The sequence below is a fragment of the Rhodocytophaga rosea genome, from assembly GCF_010119975.1.
GTDB classification, from domain to species: Bacteria; Bacteroidota; Bacteroidia; order Cytophagales; family 172606-1; genus Rhodocytophaga; species Rhodocytophaga rosea.
Window position 1 is genome coordinate 3,446,152 of record NZ_CP048222.1, and the last position, 20,421, is coordinate 3,466,572.

General features: G+C 38.4%; 19 protein-coding genes. 16 read left to right on the forward strand and 3 right to left on the reverse strand.

The features are described 5' to 3' along the window. Positions 1–206: 206 nt before the first annotated feature. Complete coding sequence (locus tag GXP67_RS14435; protein WP_162443764.1) at positions 207–1,631, reverse strand: DNRLRE domain-containing protein; 1,425 nt, start codon at positions 1,629–1,631, stop codon at positions 207–209. A 578-nt stretch (positions 1,632–2,209) separates the two neighbouring features. Between GXP67_RS14435 and ispF the strand changes: the two genes are divergently transcribed. From ispF to GXP67_RS14450, 3 genes are all read left to right on the forward strand, one after another. Then, a complete protein-coding gene (gene ispF, locus GXP67_RS14440) occupies positions 2,210–2,734 on the forward strand; it encodes a 2-C-methyl-D-erythritol 2,4-cyclodiphosphate synthase (RefSeq protein WP_162443765.1) in 525 nt (174 codons plus the stop codon). Positions 2,735–3,254: 520 nt separating this feature from the next. Further along, positions 3,255–3,875, forward strand: a complete 621-nt coding sequence (locus tag GXP67_RS14445) for a helix-turn-helix domain-containing protein (RefSeq protein ID WP_162443766.1) — start codon at positions 3,255–3,257, stop codon at positions 3,873–3,875. Positions 3,876–4,028: 153 nt separating this feature from the next. Further along, positions 4,029–4,571, forward strand: a complete 543-nt coding sequence (locus tag GXP67_RS14450; RefSeq protein ID WP_162443767.1) for a hypothetical protein — start codon at positions 4,029–4,031, stop codon at positions 4,569–4,571. Here the strand turns inward: GXP67_RS14450 and GXP67_RS14455 are convergent, their stop codons facing one another. Both GXP67_RS14455 and GXP67_RS14460 read right to left on the reverse strand, forming a co-directional pair. Then, positions 4,572–5,180, reverse strand: a complete 609-nt coding sequence (locus GXP67_RS14455) for an IS630 family transposase (RefSeq protein ID WP_232064508.1) — start codon at positions 5,178–5,180, stop codon at positions 4,572–4,574. It abuts the gene before it with no gap. Positions 5,181–5,185: 5 nt separating this feature from the next. Beyond that, positions 5,186–5,617, reverse strand: a complete 432-nt coding sequence (locus tag GXP67_RS14460; protein ID WP_162441276.1) for a helix-turn-helix domain-containing protein — start codon at positions 5,615–5,617, stop codon at positions 5,186–5,188. A gap of 298 nt (positions 5,618–5,915) precedes the next feature. Between GXP67_RS14460 and GXP67_RS14465 the strand changes: the two genes are divergently transcribed. The 13 genes from GXP67_RS14465 (at position 5,916) to GXP67_RS14525 (ending at position 20,411) form a co-directional block, all read left to right on the forward strand. Next, positions 5,916–6,173: a hypothetical protein gene (locus tag GXP67_RS14465; protein ID WP_162443768.1), complete on the forward strand. Its 258-nt coding sequence runs from the start codon at positions 5,916–5,918 to the stop codon at positions 6,171–6,173. A 27-nt stretch (positions 6,174–6,200) separates the two neighbouring features. Continuing rightward, positions 6,201–6,989, forward strand: coding sequence for an N-acetylmuramoyl-L-alanine amidase (locus GXP67_RS14470; RefSeq protein ID WP_162443769.1), 789 nt, complete (start codon positions 6,201–6,203; stop codon positions 6,987–6,989). Beyond that, on the forward strand, positions 6,910–8,073 hold the full coding sequence (locus GXP67_RS14475) for a hypothetical protein (RefSeq protein WP_162443770.1): 1,164 nt from the start codon (positions 6,910–6,912) through the stop codon (positions 8,071–8,073). The genes GXP67_RS14470 and GXP67_RS14475 overlap by 80 nt, the downstream gene beginning before the upstream one ends. Positions 8,074–8,252: 179 nt before the next feature. Beyond that, positions 8,253–9,470: a hypothetical protein gene (locus GXP67_RS14480; protein WP_162443771.1), complete on the forward strand. Its 1,218-nt coding sequence runs from the start codon at positions 8,253–8,255 to the stop codon at positions 9,468–9,470. 18 nt (positions 9,471–9,488) lie between these two features. Next, entirely contained in the window at positions 9,489–10,967 is a 1,479-nt protein-coding gene (locus GXP67_RS14485) for a hypothetical protein (RefSeq protein WP_162443772.1), read from the forward strand. Positions 10,968–10,969: 2 nt separating this feature from the next. Further along, on the forward strand, positions 10,970–11,554 hold the full coding sequence (locus tag GXP67_RS14490; RefSeq protein WP_162443773.1) for a hypothetical protein: 585 nt from the start codon (positions 10,970–10,972) through the stop codon (positions 11,552–11,554). Between the two features lie 444 nt (positions 11,555–11,998). Further along, on the forward strand, positions 11,999–12,679 hold the full coding sequence (locus GXP67_RS14495) for a hypothetical protein (RefSeq protein ID WP_162443774.1): 681 nt from the start codon (positions 11,999–12,001) through the stop codon (positions 12,677–12,679). Between the two features lie 203 nt (positions 12,680–12,882). Next, positions 12,883–13,308 (forward strand): META domain-containing protein, encoded by a 426-nt coding sequence (locus GXP67_RS14500; protein ID WP_162443775.1) that lies wholly within the window; start codon positions 12,883–12,885, stop codon positions 13,306–13,308. A gap of 191 nt (positions 13,309–13,499) precedes the next feature. After that, a complete protein-coding gene (locus GXP67_RS14505) occupies positions 13,500–15,842 on the forward strand; it encodes a TonB-dependent receptor (RefSeq protein ID WP_162443776.1) in 2,343 nt (780 codons plus the stop codon). Between the two features lie 116 nt (positions 15,843–15,958). Next, positions 15,959–16,798, forward strand: coding sequence for a DUF4249 domain-containing protein (locus GXP67_RS14510; protein WP_162443777.1), 840 nt, complete (start codon positions 15,959–15,961; stop codon positions 16,796–16,798). A 126-nt stretch (positions 16,799–16,924) separates the two neighbouring features. Further along, positions 16,925–17,533: a pyridoxamine 5'-phosphate oxidase family protein gene (locus GXP67_RS14515; RefSeq protein WP_162443778.1), complete on the forward strand. Its 609-nt coding sequence runs from the start codon at positions 16,925–16,927 to the stop codon at positions 17,531–17,533. A 90-nt stretch (positions 17,534–17,623) separates the two neighbouring features. Beyond that, on the forward strand, positions 17,624–19,081 hold the full coding sequence (locus tag GXP67_RS14520) for an RtcB family protein (RefSeq protein ID WP_162443779.1): 1,458 nt from the start codon (positions 17,624–17,626) through the stop codon (positions 19,079–19,081). Positions 19,082–19,217: 136 nt separating this feature from the next. Then, positions 19,218–20,411, forward strand: coding sequence for an acetyltransferase domain-containing protein (locus GXP67_RS14525; protein WP_162443780.1), 1,194 nt, complete (start codon positions 19,218–19,220; stop codon positions 20,409–20,411). Positions 20,412–20,421: the final 10 nt, after the last annotated feature.

Genomic DNA, 20,421 nt, shown 5'->3' on the forward strand with positions numbered 1-20,421 from the left:
CGCTCACCCCGCTATTCTTTCAAGCTTACCCACATGGAATTTTATTTTTGATAATTTTCGCATCCTTCATTGATCTTTTGCTAAATAATATTTCAAAACATACGCTAAATGTAAATTTAGTAATGCTTAGCTCAATTCATGTAAAGTGTTATGATTCAATTTGTTCTTAACAACCAGCAACTAACAACGACTGATTAGTATATTTTCTATCGAATGGGTTTGGCTTTGATTTCTTTTACTAGTTTCAGATCAGAATTATCCGGCAGAATCAGCACACAATTGCCTCTTCCTTTTTCGGCCAGGGTTTGCAACATGGGAGCTGGTGTGCCAGACTGGTTATTATTACGGCTGAAATCAAATACGCTGAGAAAAATTTCTTCCCGGCTCTTTTGCTCTATTAACGTATGTACTTCCGGATGCACTGAAAAACTTCCGTCTGTTGCCAGAATGATCCGGTTATTGCCTCCCCGGATATAACTTTTACCAGCAACTTTATAAGCTAAGGTAAGTCCGGCATTGGCATCTGTGCTGCCATCTGATTGTAATTGATCGATTACCTGATTGATTTTTGCCGTTTCGCTTCCTGCTACAGCCTGTAACATTACTTTAGCCTTACCCGAATAAACCACTATCGTTACTTTGTCTTCCGGTCTCAATAAAGGCAACAAACGCTTCACGGATTGTTTCAAGAGAGGTAATTTTTGGGGCGAATTCATCGAACCAGACACATCAAGCAGTAAAACAAGATTGGTAAACGCATAGTTGGTCAGCGGAGAAAAATCCACTTCCTGGACAGATGGACGAGTATATACTGTGTCTACCCTAAGACGATTTACAAACACAGTATCCACACGCACCCGGTCTATATACACGGTATCATGAACGATTGTTGCCATAGGAACTTTGGCTGGTTTAGCTGTAATAGCTTGTCTGGAGATTTTATCTTTTGGCTGTGGCGTTGAAACCTGAACTACCTGCGGAATGGCAGGCAATGTATAGTGGATAGTAAGTCTGGGATGAAGGGCAGGATCTATATTGTCGCTGGAGGAAAACATCAAGGCACGATAGTATGATTCTGTTTGCAAACGGATCATAAACCCATAATTAGCCTTTGGATTCCTAAACATTTCCTGCACTAGTTTGGTTACCGCAATAGACAGATAATCCTGATTGGCTCTGGAAGAAACCGGTAAAACTACTTGATGTTGCGAAGTAACTTTGGGTTGATTGTCCCAGGTAACGGTATTTTCCTGCCAGGGAGAAACTATCCGCTGAATGAAAGTTGTATTTGGCCCACTGAGGGTAGAGTGCAGTGGATTTGCCCGGTCAGTACTATGATAGAGCGAAAGCGTAGCCTCAGAAATGACAGCATCAGGTGGAATTACAGTAAGATTGAATGCAATGAGTCCTCTTAGAATACCGGGTGTACCATCGTAGGTCCAGGCGGATGCAGGCAGTTTACTATCATTGCCAAAGTTCCGGTCTGGCATATACTCATGTATGTAGGCATCTTTTCCCACTTTAGAATCAGGTTGCAGGGTAAGTACCTGTTGCGTTTGTGCAAACAATAATGAGCCCATTAACAAAAAACTAAATGTATGCAAGAGAAATACCCGGAGCTTTATAAACATATGTTTGTATCAGATATAATTGTTTCGTAACGGCCTGTAAATGAGAAGCCAGACGAATCTGCTAAAACAATAGCTACTAAATTCCTTTAAATGCCCGGAGTTCTTACCTGTGTTCAATTTTGGGAAATAAGTATAAGGAAATAGTTGTTTCACCATAAGCAGCTTCTAAGCATAATGTGAACTCGGAGATAAAGAAGCTATTTTCCTTTGTGGGTAGGGGTGCAGCAACAGTGTGGCCGGTTTTGGCTTTGTGCGTAAGCCGGAGGTTTGCGCGACTATCAGCCATTCCAGCGTAAAACAGGCTTTGTTGGTGCTGCCACAACTACGTTGGTTTGCTTCGGCTCTCGCCTCACAAATGTTTTGTTACTTTTATTTTGGGCATGCAAAATAAAAGTAAAGGCGGCCTGAGTAGAAAAACTGTTGAAAAGAATCTAAAACGCTATTTATATACTAATTTATCTTTGAACTCAATTTAAGACATAAGTAATCAATCATAGAATATCTATAGTCAATAATTATCCATTTTACATTCTCCATTTACTTATATTTTTGCATTTTTACAGCCCAATTATACTTTTATGAAAATACGCGTAGGACAAGGATATGATGTTCACCAATTACAGGAAGGCCTTCCTTTCTGGCTGGGTGGTATCCGGATCGAACATACACACGGAGCCCTAGGTCATTCAGATGCCGATGTACTCATTCATGTGATTTGCGATGCCCTGCTGGGAGCTGCCAACCTGCGTGATATTGGTTACCATTTTTCCGATAAAGATCCGCAGTACCAAGGCATAGACAGCAAAATACTCCTGAAACGGGTTATGGACTTAATACGCACTGAAGGCTATGAGATCAGCAATGTTGATGCAACCATTTGCTTGCAAACACCCAAAATTAATCCGCATGTGCCTGCCATGAAAAAGGTACTTGCCGAAGTAATGGCCATCCGCGAAGAAGATATTTCCATTAAAGCCACTACCACCGAACACTTAGGTTTTGTGGGCAGAAAAGAAGGTGTAGCGGCCTATGCTGTAGCTTTAATTTACCGGATAGAAGATGCGACTCCCCTCAGCGGCATGACTAATAGCAATATTAGATAAGCTTGTTACTATTTTAATGATTAAGAGGCACTTATAGAGTGCTTTTATATTGCATTATATATGATGCTTCTAGTAACTATTCTACATAACGAGACTACTCATAAAACTAACCCATTTTCAGATTTATCCTTCACAAAAGCTTTCAAGCTCCTGTTTTAAGAAAAATAGTTAGATAAAATACCTATTTTTAGGTATTGCAGGCTGAGAAAAAAGTTTATAATATTGCTCTGCAACCAGCTGCAAAACAGGTTATTTTTTTACAATCAATTCCAGGATTAATTAGCACGCCTGGCAATCGCCAGAATAGTCATCCCTTATCATATTGCACTTTTTGTAAAAGCACTACAGGTGTATAGGTAGCTTTTTGTGCCTGTACTAAGCCCAGTTATTGGTATAGCCAGCTTAAGAAGCCAGGCTATACCTCAGCAATGCCTTTGCCCATAATTTAATAGCTATGGCAATGATTAATTAACATACCAATACAACTAAATAATATTAACCAGCCTTCAAACCAGTGTATATGTTCAGTAAAGTACATTTCTCTACAACCAAAATACAAGGATACCTACAAGTATGGAATACTGCTATCCGAACCCTGGCAAATGTAGGAGCATATATCTGGTATAGAGATAAGCCAATACAGGCAAAGCAGGCCTCTGGTATACTTTCCATCACAGAGGCACATGAAGACTTTTCCAGGAATAGCATACCTGAAATGCAGCCAGACGATTCTAGTGCAACGACAGACAAAACTTATAAAATACCCTCCCGCTTTGTATTAGCAGAAAACCTTTGCCGGAACTACAGTGAGCGGATAGAGACGTACTTTGAGCAGAAAAAGCCCTATTTAGACCCTGAGCTTACTATGCAAAAAGTAGCCGCTGAGCTGAATATGCCTCTGCACCATCTTTCTATGGTACTCAACGAATGTATTGGTTATAGCTTTACCGACTATGTAAACCGCTATCGGATTGAAGAAGTAAAGCGCAAATTAACAGAAATGCAGTACCTCAAAATAGAAAGCATTGGCTATGAAGCTGGCTTTAACTCCAAAGCTACTTTTAACCGGGTGTTTAAAAAACACTGCCGGCAAAGCCCTTCGGAATACCAAAAAGCTTTACGGATCCCGGTAAGCACTTAATTAAGTTTCATAATCTTAAGAAGCTTTTTACTTTGTTGGCTCATTTTATAAAATGAGCCTTTTTTACCAGTTATATATTTTATCATTAGCCTTATCTTAAAAACAATGAAAGTTTACATCTCAGCCATAGCAATATTACTATCATTTACTGTGATGGCACAAACAACCATACAAGATTCTGTAATAGGGGTTGTAGCTATGAACAATGATACGAAAGATAGCCTGAAGTCTTACCTTAACCAGAGAATAATAGTTAAAACAAGAGGAATAGATTCATTAATTTTTATTAATGAATCTATAGTTTTATTTATCAATGGTATACCTATCAATTCTTCTATAGCAACTCCAAGCATTAAAAATAGACAAAATCTGATATTCAATATTGGAGATACAGCAGTTGCTAATGAGATATGGAGTTTATTTTATGTACCTAATAAAAGTGAGCGGAAATTCACAATAAGTGCCGGAATTAACGATGGAGACCCCTTGCCCGCCTCAAAGGATAATTTTACTATCATTTTCTACAGTAAGAATTGGTTATATGGCGCATACCTTACTATTGTTCTACTCTTAATAGCATTTATAATATTGATTAGAAAGTCCAATATTATTAAAGAACCGAATACAAGTATAGATCCTCCATTTAGTTTAGCTCGGACTCAGTTTGCATTCTGGACATTTATAATTGTTAAGTAATTAAACACAATTAAGTATAATATTTTCATCTACTTCAAGTTTTTTAAAATCAAGTTTAAAGTAAGTACCCAATCCTGAAAAGATGGTATAAAGTGCCTCCTTAAGCGCTTCTACAGACAGATAGTCTTCGGCTTTGAGCCAATGATATTTCACCTGCTTCCAAAATCGTTCGATCCTGTTAAGATGAGGACTATACTTAGGCAGCAAAAAGATGTATAATCCTTTCTGTTCCCATTCTTCTTTTTTGACTTCCCATAGGCCACATGTATGCCAGGAGGCGTTGTCTAAGACTATGACAGTAAACTTGGAAATAGATGTTGAGAAGGCCTCTACACATTCAATGATAAAGTCAGCGTTTAGACTCCCACTTTTCTGATAAGTAAGCAACTCATTATTTGTACTTAACAAGCCAAATACATTTATCCTTGTACTTCTTTGGGATAAAATAGGGGCGTGTTCGCCTTTTTTGATCCATCCATAAGGTACACAAGGGGTAAGGCAAAACCCTGATTCGTCTCCAAAATATAAATCTATACTGCCTGTCTGTGCCAAATAAAGCAAAGCATGTAATCGCTTGACTTTCTGCTCATATGCTTCTTTGTTTTGCAATGGCTTTATCCATTTACGGAAACGTTTCCATCGGTAGTCAATTTTTTTAAAAACCGCTTCAAGGTCATCTCACTCATAGCCGTGCCTAATTTAGCTTCTATCTCTCGCTTAGCTAATTTAAGTTGTTGTTTTTCTTTCTCTATGCTATTTTCCACTACTTCAACATGGGTAGCATTACTGGTAGTAAGGATGGGTTTTCTGCCTTTCCCTTTTTGGTTCTTTAACCCTACCACACCTGTTTTCTCAAAGCGATCAAACCACTTATAAATACTTAACTGACTTACTTGAAAAATGCTTGCTAACTTCTGTACTTGATAGCCTTGATTGGATAACAGTATACATTGGCAACGGTTACGTTCCTGATAACTTTTACTATCTTTATGAATCTTCTCTAAGTCTTGTTTTTGCTTGTCTGTAATCTTCTTGATATAACGCATAAGCAAAGATACAATTTGCCAAAATCTTATACTTAATTGTGTACTCTTACTTAGTTCCTATATATATATATGGATTGTAAAAGATAATTATAACTCAATTAATGCCACCGCCCTTATTTTATTAGGAATAAGTGCAGTAACAGCCGTTTCAGGTGCCCTCATTAGCAATACCCAGGCAAGACAAGATGTAACTAATACCCTTGAGACTAAATCCTCACAGGGCTTCATATTAGATATTCTTTCAGATGGAGAAACAGGAATAAGTATTCACCGGTTTCAAAATGTACTATTCAACCTTGTGCTAGGATTTATATTTATCATCCGCGTATATGAAAATCTAGAAATGCCTTTATTTGAAGAAACTGTACTTATGCTAATGGGGGTCAGTTCTGGAATGTATGCAGCCTTGAAGCTTGGGGAAAATAGAACGCTTACCAATACAGCTGTAGCAGTAAATAATACGGCTTCTCTTTCCTCTTTATCAACAGCTACAAATGATGAATCTGAAACTGTAATAGATGAAGCAACAATCGCTGAAAAAGAAACAGCGGGTTAATAATATGAAATAAATATTAATAATTCTATGATTACTGTTGATAAACGTATTCCTAGTCCAAATTTCACACCTGGACGTCGTTCTTTTAAACCTGAAGCTATTGTTATTCATATTATGGAAGGTACATTAGCTGGGACAGATTCATGGTTTGCTAATCGTGCCTCCAAAGTATCAGCTCATTTTGGCATTGGCAGCAATGGAACCCTTCATCAGTATGTAGAAATAGCAAATACGGCCTGGCATTCCGGAAGAGTAAATAATCCAACATGGATTGGGATTAAAGCAAATGGCTTAAGAGCATATTTTAATCCTAATTACTATACAATTGGAATTGAGCACGAGGGGTTTGGTATGACTGCCTGGACCAGTGCTATGTATAATAAAAGCGCTGAGTTAATTGCTCACTTATGCCTAGACCATCATATTCCTTTAGACAGAGCACACATAGTAGGCCATCATGAAATTTATTCAGTAAAATCTTGTCCAGGTCATAGAGTAGATATTAATTCTTTGATTGACCTGGCAAAGCAGCACCTTACTAAAGTTATTAACCCAGCTTCGCCTGTTCCTATAGCGTTAGTTCCAGTAGCATCTACATTAAGTATAATAAATCAGTCAGGTACAGTGGTAGTAAATAAGACATTAAATATACGGGAGAAAAGCCCAAATACCGCTGTTAAAATAGTGAGCCAGGCATTAGCCGGGACTATATTGAGTTATAATGGTTGGGTAACAGATGGCCAACCAGTTAATGGCAACCGCAAATGGTACTTTGATGCGAATGGTGATTACTTCTGGAGCGGCGCCACAGCATAAAACTACTTTTTATTCTTTTACGACTTTTCTTGGTCCTTCTCTTCTGCCTATACATATGAATAAGCTGCGCTTTATTGTGCCATTAATAATAATTCAATTTATTACCTATACTTTATTTGCCCAGAGCCTCATCCATAACTTTGATGGAAAAAAGGTAATTAGTATGGGAGGCTATTATAGCTATTTTGGAGCAAGTAATAATGGTAGCTGGCTTTTTCCTTTTATGGCTTACCAGCATAACCTCCGCCTGGATAAATTTCAGGCAGACGGCAATTCCATTATCCTCCAGCTAGGGACTTCTATCACCCCAAACCAGAATATGGATTATGATACCAGCAGCAATTACACATTTATGCTGCCCGGCTATGTCAATCCTTTTATTACATTCTATACCGTTCAGAAAATAGGCAATAGCGGATTTACGTATCACGCCAATCTTTCAAATGGGCTAAAATTATTGCCATATAGCTCAGTAAGTGATTCTACTATTTTAAAAAATAGTATGCTTCAATATTATATCGGCTTTGGTACAGGAATTAGGTACAGAGAATACTTAGACTTTAATATCCAACTCAACCGCATCTTTCATGATATTACCGGCCATACCAAAGAAAATTTCAAAGATAGTCACCCAGGTAAAAAATTACATGGCGGTTTTGTTAGCATGAACATGAGAGTATATCCACTTAATAAAAATATACCTGGAGGTAATTTATCACTGTTTACTGAGATTGAGTGGAGGAGTTTAGGAGAGTCTTATTTAAATGATAAAACTCTTGCGTTTGGTTTTGGGGGAAAATACATAATTAAAGAAAAGACTCAGTGGAAAAAAGAACAGTTGGAAAGGCAAATTAAAAAGTTGATTAGAGATATTAACAAAGAAACAGAGGTTTCTGATACAGAGAAAAGCACTTTTAATGAAAAAATAAAACAGATAAAAGATGATCTGCAAATATTAAGAAACAATCTTCCATCAATCGAAGCCCAAAAAATAGAAAGTAATTTAGAGAATTTAGAAAGAGATTTAAATAAAAAACCACTTCAAATTACTGATGATACTGGAAATAAAGAATCTCAAAAATAAAATGCACAGTCTGCTCAAACAAGTAATACCAAGAAGCAGGAAATTGATGCTCCCACAGACAAGAACTAAAAGTAATTAATACAGCAGAAAAGACCTAAAAGCTGTGAAGTGAACTAAAATACAAACCTCTAAAAGAACTTATATTTATGCTATTCAAATATATTTTACCTTTATTAACGATGATTTTGCTGTTTAGCTATAATGGATACAGCCAGACCACTAAACCTACTTTAATCTACCAGGAAGAATTTACATTTAGTCAAAAAGTATATAGGATAAAAGTAGAGAATGTGAGTGATGATTATAAATACAAAATCACTATGAATGACTCTACATTTAATCTGATTGAACTAAAGCCGGATGTTTTTAAAAGAAGGTTTATAGAGACGATTGGCAAATTAGAACCTTCTATTAAAACTAAATTAATTTCTGACACCACTCTGAAAATCGTAGTTGAAGATAAAGCAGATGAATATTTTTTAAAAATAGTTACACAGGTACTTACCACCATAGACAAATCTCCTACTTCCGGTTATCTTCTTATTGAGCAACCCAAAGTAGTAACCTATGATTATTTCGAGTATTACGGCACCATAGGATGGAGCAAAAAAAAGCTGCTGGAGAGTATAGCAAAATATTCCCTCGAAATGTACAGGTTAAAAGATTATCTGTTGGAACATGATTCTTATTTTGGTACCAATAACAAAATAGATTATATAAACAACTATTTTAAAGAATTGAAATTTACTAAGGTAAACCGGGGACTTACTGAACTACAAAAACAACGTTTGCTGGCTGCCGGTTTCACTAATAAAGAGCTTCATATTATTTTCCCCGATTCTCTTCCCAATTTTAATATTGATACACTTTGTATATCGGCTGATACACTTTATGATTTTGATTCAATTATAATTAAAGATTCAATAATGACTAAAAGAGATTCAGCCAAAGCAAAGCCTGATACAATTAAGATAAAACAAAGATTTAGTTCTCGTAACCTTTCTTATAGTCAGATTCCACAGAAGTTTGAAAAACCAAACAAATACCTCGCTAATGTACTTGAGAACTTGCAACAAGTAATTTCAAAGATGACAGGAAGGATTCAAGACAATAACGAAGAGCGAATTTTGCGAAGAGATAGTACTGATAAAAAAGAGAAATTAGAATTAATAAATCGTAAAATCTCAGATATAAAAACTTATGTTGAATCATTTAGAGCAGATAGTGTTAAATATAGAAAATTACTTGCAACCGATACGCTTGAGTCAAGAATAAAACAACAAGATTTAGTAAAACTTAAATTGCAATTAGCCACTTTACAACAAAAAGATACCTTAGATCTTTGGAAAGCAAAAGATAAGAAAAAGAAATTAACCCCTGAGCAAAGAAACTATTAAAATGAAGTTTATACTCTTATGGATGAAATATATTTTGTTGAATTCGAGATAGAAGAACTAAGTGAGGCTTTTCAAAATTTATCAAGAATAAATGACTATGTTATAGATCAAAAGAAAAAAAACCTTTCAGACGCAAAAAGAAAATTAAGATTTTTAGAAAGCCAGAAGAAATCCCTTAGAGATACTTTATCCATAAATACGGAAATTAAAAGGACTAAAGATTTAATTACAAATTTAGATACTACGATAATCAAGTATGAAAAAATAGATAGCCTGCGAGAAGCCCAAAAAATTGCAAATAATGAAAAAATAGTTGCCCAGAACCGTTTGAAAGAAATAGAAGATAAATTAAAACAGTTCCCTACAAAAGATGGACTATTGATAGATTCTGTTCAAATAGAGTTTTCAGCAGGAAACCTCAAAAATATGATTGTAATAGGCCGGAACAAAGATGAAGCTCATACTTTTGTCAATCCTTATCCTATTCCTTTTTCAGCTATTCGTGATTATAACTATGCTATTCAACTGTATTCATTTAATCATCGCAATCCGCCGGATAATTATCATTACTGGATTCGTTTAAGCGATGTTATAAAATATATACCAAAGTTCTACAACGATTCTGAAGATTATAGCCCAGCTGATACAGCTTTTTTCGTTAAACCGGAGAAGAAAATGGCAATTATGCACAAAACTCCTGTTGATCGGATTTTGGAAGCGAAGGTCTTTAGCGACTTTGTAGGGTTTGATGATGATAGCCCCAATGGATTGGTACAGGCAGAAGTAAGCAAACGTCTGATTCTGCGGCCCAACCGCCGCCCCATTATCGTTGATAGAAGGCCATTTGGATTTATTGGTATTTTAAATCACCTGGAGCCTGTGGCTTCACTTAATAAGATTGAGGATAAAAATAAAGAGCTACTCTTAAATCAATATAATCCTTTAGATACAAATCAAACTTATCCATTCAAAAATGCACGTTCCATTGATTTATTACGATATGCCAATTTCACTATTGGAGCAAAACTAAATTTGTTTGTAGTTGATTTTCCGCAGGTAAAATCTTCTTTCTTTCTGGATATAGGTTCTGGTTTGTTAAGAACAGCAATACTCGATTCAGTAAGATTATCAGATACAATAACATTAGTTAGCCGGTACAATGCCAATTCACTGCAATCATTTTTAGAGTTAACCTGGCAAATTAAACCTGACCACCGTTTTGGCTTTAGTATTTCACCCCGAATCAGCTATTTTGATTTAAAGTCACCTAAGTTTCAGCAAGTACCCAAATTAAATGATGAATATGCAGACATGGCCAGAGGCAACCCCTATTGGATGGTAGGAGTTCACTTAAATGCACATATTCTTCCCTCTGCTAATGGCAGAATTTTCTTCCGGGCTACTTACACTACCATGTACGATAACCTGAAACAGGATTTCTTTCAGGCACAGCTAGGATATGCCTTTAATATTCTCAAAAGAAAACCAGGACAATAGTTATGTGTATACTTAATAGAAGCTTTAATAATACCTGGGTTTGTATTATTTGCTTTGCCTGTATTGGGATTGCCTGTAATCCAACTATTAATACATTCAGTTGGAAAAAAGCTACTTTCAGGAATAACACAACAGGTAATGAACTACAAATAGCAAGCACTATTACCCATGACAAGAAAACACTAACTGTGTTATTTGATACAACCGTTATTCTTCAATATGCTGCTGCAACAATTATAGACACTACGCTTTCTTATACATTAACAGTGCCTTTCACAAAACCGGCACAAGAAAAGGATAGTATTGCAAATGTATTAGAATACTTTGTATCCAAAGATAGTTTAACCACGGTACAGTTACAGATAGCTGTAAACAATCAGTTATTAAATGTACCAATACCTGAAATAGATACTACAGCTGGTACTTTACATTACGGATTTCCACTTACACTCACCCAGGAGCAGGTTAATGCTTCTGATTCTTTTATAGCTTATACATTTACAGTTAACATTACCAAACCTGTTACAGAAAGCGATATGTTATTTCAGCTGGAAGGATTAGATTTAATTGCAAAGAAAGAGGAATAACAATCATTACCTATCATACTGTGGTGTTTTACTGCTACACTGTAGATAGACAGATATAGAAATTGACAAGTACTCTGATATAATATCATAATACTACTTTATTATGACGTATTCGATATTAATTATGGCAGGGCACGGGTTTAAAATGGACAGCATAAATCTTATTATGAATAACTGAACTTTTAAAATAGGCCTCTGAAAGCTTATTATGAGCAATCAATAATGTAAAGTGTCTGGCAAAAGCCTTATCACAAACATATGAAGCTTTATTATAACCTTCGGATAAACTAAAATGAATGTCGCATCATTTATGATAATCTTCAAATCATTGATATTGGTATTTTGGTCTTAACTTTAATCTACAAGACCTTACACATACCATCTGTTGGCCTCGCTTACCTTCCAGAGGAATCTGCTATCAAACTCAAATCAAATTTTATCCCAATGACAATACCTCAGAGCAACAAGCTTACCATGTACGAAGGCGTACTGGAAACCCTTAATGTATACAATAGTGTATGGAAGAATACAATTGTTATCAGTGAGGCGGTAAACGAATTCAGTATCCTGCTTCCCCAGATCCGGAAGACAGGTGCTACTAAAGCTACTTCTACCAAGGGCATTACACAGGCTAAAGTAGCTAAAAAACAGGAAATGGCAGACCGTGCTTACAAATTAGCTGGGCTTACATCAGCGTATGCGTCTAAAAGTAATAATGTAGCCTTACAGGCATCTTTAGATTATTCTCATTCCGATTTGTTTCAGACTAAAGATAACCTGGCTATCGACCATTGCATGGTTATTTACAACCAGATTCGCCCATTAGTAGCTGAACTAAAGCCATATGGCATTACAGCTGCTGAACTGGATGCCCTACAAACAACTATTACTGCATTTCAGACACTAATTGGGCAAAAAGGGCAGCAACAAAGTGGGATGAAAGTTATCAACCAGTCTATAGAAACTCTGTTTCAACAGGCAGATAACTTGCTAAAAACACAGCTAGATAAACTGATGCTCCGTTATACAGATACTAACCGGGAATTTTATGATGCTTATTTTTCTTCACGTATCACCCGTCATCTGGGAGGCAGCCGCAAACCGGCAAGTGTTAAAGCAGCTTAGAATAAAGGTAGGTTTTAAATACATCGCTGTTCAGCGTTTATTATAGTAACGCATCTACGAATACCTACACAAGCAGATAGATTGAGTAACGCTATAGTACTCATTCATCTGCTTTTCTATTATGCGGATACTAGCGTTGCTTTCCTCATGCAACGAATCTGCGATTAAATGGGTCATACTACTGGCAGACCTAAACTCAGCAGATGATGAAAAGCTTCTACCTAATCATAGTAATGGTATGGGTATTCTTTTCCTGTACCAGGGAAGAAAATCTTTCCACCCTCAGCGGCACCTGGAAACTTACCGCCTACCAACAAATAGAGACCGGAGCAATAGATACGGAACCTTCCAATCTGGAGCGGTCTATTGAAATTCAATTTTCAGATAATGGATCAACAGGAACCATTTCTGGTCATACGGTTACGAACCAGATATCTGGGAAATATGCCTTACAGGCTGGCAACCAGATCAATGTAGAATCATTTGGTGGAACAAAGGTCGCAGAGCCAGCATGGGGCAACCGGTTCTGGACTGCCATCTATCAGGCCGGAATATATCAGGTCAATTCAACAAAGTTAGTGATCACTAACAAGCTGCATACGGAAAAAATGATCTTTCAGAGAAAGTAAATATTTTCCATACTTTACTTGCAAGGAAATATTGTGATAGGTGAACCAAATTTAAAAGTCCTTATAAAATGACAGGCTTCTGGCTATGTGAGTGAGGAATATTAAGATTATTACAGGCTGACTGTGAAATAGTGCTTTGTATCTGATGATTTCATTATAAATTTACCTATACCTACGTTTACCAGCCAGCTATGAAAATTTTGTATTCGATTGCCTTGCTATTTATTTGTTTTCCTGTTTTTTCCCAAACCAGATACACCATCAGCGGCTATGTTTCGGAGCGAGGCAGCCGGGAATTGCTGATTGGTGTAAATGTATACCAGCCGGGCACTTCTGTTGGCACCGTTACCAATAATTATGGTTTTTATTCCATTACTTTACCAGCAACCGATACCCTTACCCTTGCTTTTTCTTATGTAGGTTACCAGCCGGAACTGCGCAAAATCGCACTGAACCGGAATGTAGAACTCAACATAGAATTACTATCCGATATTCAGCTAAAAGAAGTGGAAGTAGTGGCCAAACGGCAGGAACGTATCAGCGAATCGCCGCAGATGAGTGTGGTAGAAGTGCCGGTAGCTCAAATCAAAGATATTCCGGCTTTACTGGGTGAGAAAGATGTACTGAAAGTGCTGCAACTGATGCCAGGTGTACAAAAAGGCAGTGAAGGCAACAGCGGCTTATATGTACGTGGTGGCGGTCCGGATCAGAACCTGATTATTCTGGACGATGCCGTGGTATACAATGCCTATCATTTGTTCGGCTTTTTTTCTTTATTCAATGGCGATGCCTTAAAAAGTGTGGAACTCACCAAAGGAGGTTTTCCGGCCCGTTTCGGAGGCAGGCTTTCGTCGGTGGTAGAAATGAATATGAAAGAAGGTAACAAGGAGAAACTGCATGGAGAAGGCGGAATAGGATTAATTTCATCCAGGCTTACCCTGGAAGGACCCTTAAAGAAGGAGAAATCTTCCTTTCTGATCTCCGGCCGCAGAACCTATGCTGATGCGCTGATCCGGCCGTTTATGCCTAAGGATGAAAAAGGCGGATATTATTTTTATGACTTGAATACGAAAGTAAATTATGATTTTGGCAGGAAAAATAAGCTCTATCTCAGTGGTTATTTCGGACAGGACCGTTTCTTTTACCGCTCTAAATACGATGGAGGTACTGAAAAAGCCGGGTTTAACTGGGGAAACGCCACTGGTACCTTGCGTTGGAATCATTTGTTCAGCGAACGTTTGTTTGCAAATACATCATTAATCTTCAGTAATTACCGGTTTAATATCTATTCCCAGGAAAAAGACCGGGATGGGGCTGAATATAACCTGGATTATTTCTCCGGCATCCGGGACATTGGCTTTAAATACGACCTCGACTTTTTTCCAAATCCTAAGCACGCCTTTAAAGCAGGTGTGCTCAGCACCTATCACCGGTTTACGCCGAGTGCCATTGTGCTGAAAGATTCCGATGTAAATGAATTTAAGCGGGAAATAGACGCCATTCATGTAGTGGAATCTGGTGTGTATGTGGAGGATTTATATAAACCTATTCCGCAGCTACGTATCAACGCTGGTTTTCGCCTGAGCCATTTTGCAGCCAAACACAAGCAATATTTGCGTCCAGAGCCCCGTTTGTCAGCTTCTTATGGCCTGCGTAACGATCTGTCGGTGAAAGCTTCATATGCCGTGATGAACCAATATGTACACCTGATCTCTAATACAGGTATAGGCCTGCCAACTGATCTGTGGGTGCCTACAACCTCCCGCATTGCCCCACAGCAATCGCAACAGGTAGCAGCCGGATTAGCCAAAGACTTTACAGAACAGGGCTTAACGTTAACTCTGGAAGGATACTACAAGAAATCTAAGAATATTCTGGGCTATAAAGAAGGCGCCAGCTTTCTGTTAATTGAAGATGGCCCGGAAGGAGCCAATGAAGTAAGCTGGGAAAATAACGTAACAGCTGGCAAAGGCTGGTCGTATGGGGTAGAATTCCTGTTACAAAAGAAAATAGGCCGTTTCTCCGGGTGGGCAGGCTATACGCTTTCCTGGACACAATTGCAGTTTGATTCTCTGAACTTTGGCAAAAAATATTATGCCCGTTACGACCGCCGCCACGATATTTCTCTGGTAGGAATTTATGAACTGACTCCTAAAATTACAATATCAGGAACCTGGGTATATGGCACCGGCAATGCCATTACACTTCCTCTCGGTGAATATTTCGCCTATGAACATCGTCCTGGCCGGGGTGGCTCCTTTGCTCTGGCATCACAAAATGATTATGGACCAAAAAATAGCTCTCGTATGGCCGCCTATCACCGCTTAGATTTCGGCATTCAGTTTCACAAGAAAAAAAGATGGGGAGAACGTACCTGGGAGATTAGTTTGTATAATGCCTATAGCCGCAAAAATCCTTTCTTCTATTTTATCGATTACAAATACGACGATAAAACACAGACACAGGAAGGAATTCTAAAACAGATCACGCTATTCCCGATTATACCTTCTTTCAGTTATTCTTTCAAATTTTAATGCAGCCAGCCATGATAATATTTATAAGTTTTAGCAAAATCAATAATAGAAATCAGCTTTCTGCCCGAATATTTCATAGGTCAAGTGTATTTTTACTCCTAGTAAGCTTTTTTCTGATGGCTTGTGAGAAAGAAGTAAGCAATATAAAAATACCTCAGTCGCCACCAAAACTGGTCATTGCTGCGTTTATCTCTCCTCAGGATACTATTCTCCAGGTATCTGTTGGAAAATCGCTGCCAGTACTGGGAAAAGGCAATCTGTCATTTGAAAATATCAGAGATGCTGTAGTAGTCATGTCGGATGGAACAAATTCTGTTACACTGTCTCTTATAGAAGGGCGAAGTGGATATACAACGGATGCCTCAAATTTACCTATTATTCCTGGTCAAACTTATTTCCTTACAGTGAGCAATTCCGAAGGAATGCAGGCTACTGCTTCCTGTACCGTGCCAATTACTCAGAATAATACGCTTGAGATAATAAGTGATTCTACAGAAAATGAGTCTGGTGGGAAGGAATATTTTATGCAATTAAAATGGAAGGATACGCCAGGAGAAATAAATTATTACCGGGTATTTGCCGAAACTCAAACTGCATATCTTTTTCCAAATGATGGCAGTGGTGGAGGAAATGTGACAACCAGGTATGAAGATATTTACTGGGATGGAACACAATTTTATAGTGACAGCCGCCTGGATGGAGCAGCATTTTCTTCTTCCAAAGGTAGTTTATACAGTCTTGGTTATATAGGGAAGGACCCTAACGTGTATTCAGCCACATTACATGGCTATTTGTTCAATACCGACGAGCCTTATTACCGCTATCATCAGTCGGTACGGAATAATAGCAATGAGAATCCTTTTGCGGAACCTACGCCTATTTATTCTAATGTGAGCGGTGGCTTAGGAGTTTTTGCTGCCTATAACCGGAGTACTGTAAGTGTCAGGTTGAAATAAGCATATTTTCTAAAGATACATCTTTAGAAAATATAAATCAGTAGAGATCAGAGAAGGCTTTCTCATGAGAATTACATTGAATTCAAGGTTCATTTAGGTATATTAGCTTTTTCTATTTACTGATCTATGATTACTTCTGATGCACTCTCGTTTCCTGCTATTGAAGAAGATATATGGCGTTTTCTAACAGCCGGAAGCAAACATCCTAAAGAAGCATTTTATACCGGAACACTGGGTACGCAATCAGCAAGTGGCATTGAACTCAGAATGGTGGTATTACGGGAAGTAAATGTAGACGAAAAAAAAACCATTTGTTATTCAGATAAAAGAGCGGGTAAAGTAGCCGAAATACAAAAAAATCCTTTGGTAAGCTGGTTATTCTGGGATTCTGAAAAACGGATTCAACTCAGGCTTTCAGGTACAGCTACTGTAGAGATAAACAATCAGTTTACGGATACACACTGGGCCAATACCACTCCCAGTAACCGGAGAAGTTATATGGCTATTCCGGCTCCAGGCAGTTTCTTAGATCATCCGGCTTCCGGATTGCCCTCAGAACTGGATACCAGAGAACCTACCTTAGAAGAGAGTGAGAGAGGAAAAATGAATTTCGCTGTGATTGTAAGCACGATTCATCAGATTGACTGGCTGCATTTAGGTAGTAAAGGCCATCATAGGGCTATATTTAACTATGAGAATGGTGTTCTAGCAAAATTTTCGTGGATAGTGCCCTAAGTTGAATATTGAAGATCTAAATTGAATTTCTTTTTACCATTTTCACGTATAGGGTAGAAAAGCGTTTATTTTTTACATATTTGACAACGTATGTCTAAGAAATTAAATAATAACGAATTAAAAGCCATTGGCTTTTATGATGTAGATCTGCTGAAAAGCGGAGGTAAATTAGCCAAGGGTTTGCTCAAGCAGAAATTATACACGAAAGATGAAATCCTGGCCACCTTTGCCCAACTGATAGAGAACCCGGCCCAATATGTAGATGACGAAGTGTTTGGTGCCTTGGCGGCAGCTATACAGATAAAACAGCCATTCATACAAGCAAAGAAGAAGCAGGCTAATGAATTTACTTTAAAACCCCAATCTCCGGCATATAAAGTATATGGAGCCAAACAAATAGAAGCTGGTGCTTTGCAACAAATGGATACCGCTATGCGCTTACCAGTTTCATTGGCAGGTGCGCTCATGCCAGATGCGCATCATGGCTATGGATTGCCTATTGGTGGTGTATTAGCCACTACCAGCAATACGGTGATTCCCTTTGCTGTAGGCGTAGATATTGCCTGCCGCATGTGTATGTCGGTATTTGATATAGATGCCAGTTTTCTGGAGCAGAAAGGAAATATGCTGAAGAGTTATTTGCTGGAAAACACCCTATTTGGACTTGATACCAAAGCCAATCATCCTTTGCCTGATGATGTATTCGACCTGCCGGAATGGAAAGCCACTGATGTAATCCGAAGCTTGCGATATAAGGCCGAAGCACAAATAGGCACTTCTGGTACCGGGAATCATTTTGTAGAATGGGGTATTATAGAGATCAGCATGGAAAGTCCAGAACTGAAACTACCGGCCGGAAAGTATCTTACTTTGTTATCACATTCCGGGTCAAGGGGTTTTGGGGCGAATATTGCCAATCATTACTCAAAACTAGCCATAGAACGCACCAAATTACCTAAAGAAGCGCAGCATCTGGCATGGCTGGATCTGGATTCGGAAGAAGGACAGGAATACTGGATCGCCATGAACTTAGCCGGAGAATATGCATCAGCTAATCATCACCAGATTCACCGGAAAATGGCGAAGGTACTCAATGTAAAACCGGCGATTATCGTTGAGAATCATCATAATTTTGCCTGGAAAGAAACCTTATCTGATGGTACGCCGGTAATTGTGCACCGCAAAGGCGCTACACCTGCCGGAAAAGGAGTACTGGGAATTATTCCCGGTTCATCGGCACAACCAGGATTTGTGATCAAAGGAAAAGGAGATCCGGTTTCTATTAACTCTGCTTCGCATGGTGCCGGGCGTTTGATGTCGCGCACCAAAGCACTAAATAGCCTCAATAAGCAGGATGTAAAGAAAATGCTGGCAGACAAAGGCGTAACCATGATCGGGGGTGACCTGGACGAAGCACCCATGGTATATAAAGATATTCACCAGGTGATTGAAGCCCAGCAAGACCTGGTGGAAGTGCTGGGAAAGTTCACACCCAAAATTGTGCGTATGGCCGACCCGGACAGGCGTAAAGGCAGCCGGGAGGATTAGAGAGTTATGTAAGTAATAATTCTCTTCAAATAGTGGATAAGTGTGTAAAATTTAGGTAGATTAAAAGTTGACTTAGGAGAAAAAAGTTGACTAATACATGTGAAGTTTTGAACTTGCATTCAATCTGCTACCTACTATGTTTCAGGCTACTGCACCCACCCTTCAGGAGAGATTACCTGATATAAAAATCTCTGGGGAAAGAGTTATTTCCATTGATCTGCTTCGGGGCATTATCATTGTGATTATGGGTTTAGACCATGTCCGTGATTTAGTTGCTGTCACTCCTTTTGCACCCGAAGATGTAACTCAAACCACGCCTGCCTGGTTTTTTACCAGATGGATCACCCATTATTGTGCCCCAATTTTTGTATTCCTGGCAGGCGTAAGTGCATATATGTATGAGGTGAAAGTAAAAGATAAAAAGGAACTCGCTTCTTTCCTGATCAAGCGGGGTTTTTGGTTGATTCTCATTGAATTAGTAGTGATTAACTTTACCTGGAAATTCACCTACGACAGCTGGCATTTTGTGCAGGTAATCTGGGTAATCAGCTTATCAATGTTCGTACTGGCAGCACTCATCTGGTTGCCAATTTGGGCAATAGCTGTATTTTCAGTTGTTCTTATCACTAGTCATAATTTGCTGGATGGAATACAAAATGATTCTCTTGGCTGGGCATTACTGCACGTACAAACCTTTAAAACAGTGCCACTTATTGAAAGAAACCTGATGATTATCTATCCACTGATTCCCTGGCCGGGAGTAATGGCAGCTGGATATATAGTAGGAAAATGGGTTATGCAACCATATGAACTGCGAAAAAAATATTTCACTATCAGCGGACTCACACTTATTGCTATGTTTGTGGTTTTGCGCTTTAGCAATGTATATGGCGATCCTCATCCCTGGAGTGTGCAGGAAAGAGGAGGTATCTATACATTTCTTTCTTTTCTGAATACCACGAAATATCCGCCTTCTTTATTGTACCTGTGTATGACTTTAGGGCCGGCTTTACTTATTTTACCCTATCTGGAAAAAATGCGTGGGAAAATTGCTTCCTTCTTTCTGACCTTTGGCAAAGTGCCTTTCTTCTACTACGTCATTCATATACCATTTATTCACCTACTGGCCATTGTGATGCATGGCATCTGGTATGGCGAGTGGAGAACCTGGCCATTTGTTAGCGTAGATCAATGGCCAAAAGACTATCAGCCTAGCTTGCTGGTCTGTTATGCCGTTTGGATCGTAGTAACCGGAATTCTGTATTTCTGTTGCCACTGGTTTGTACAGGTAAAACGCACACGTAAAGAATGGTGGCTGAAGTACCTGTAATGTTTTTCTA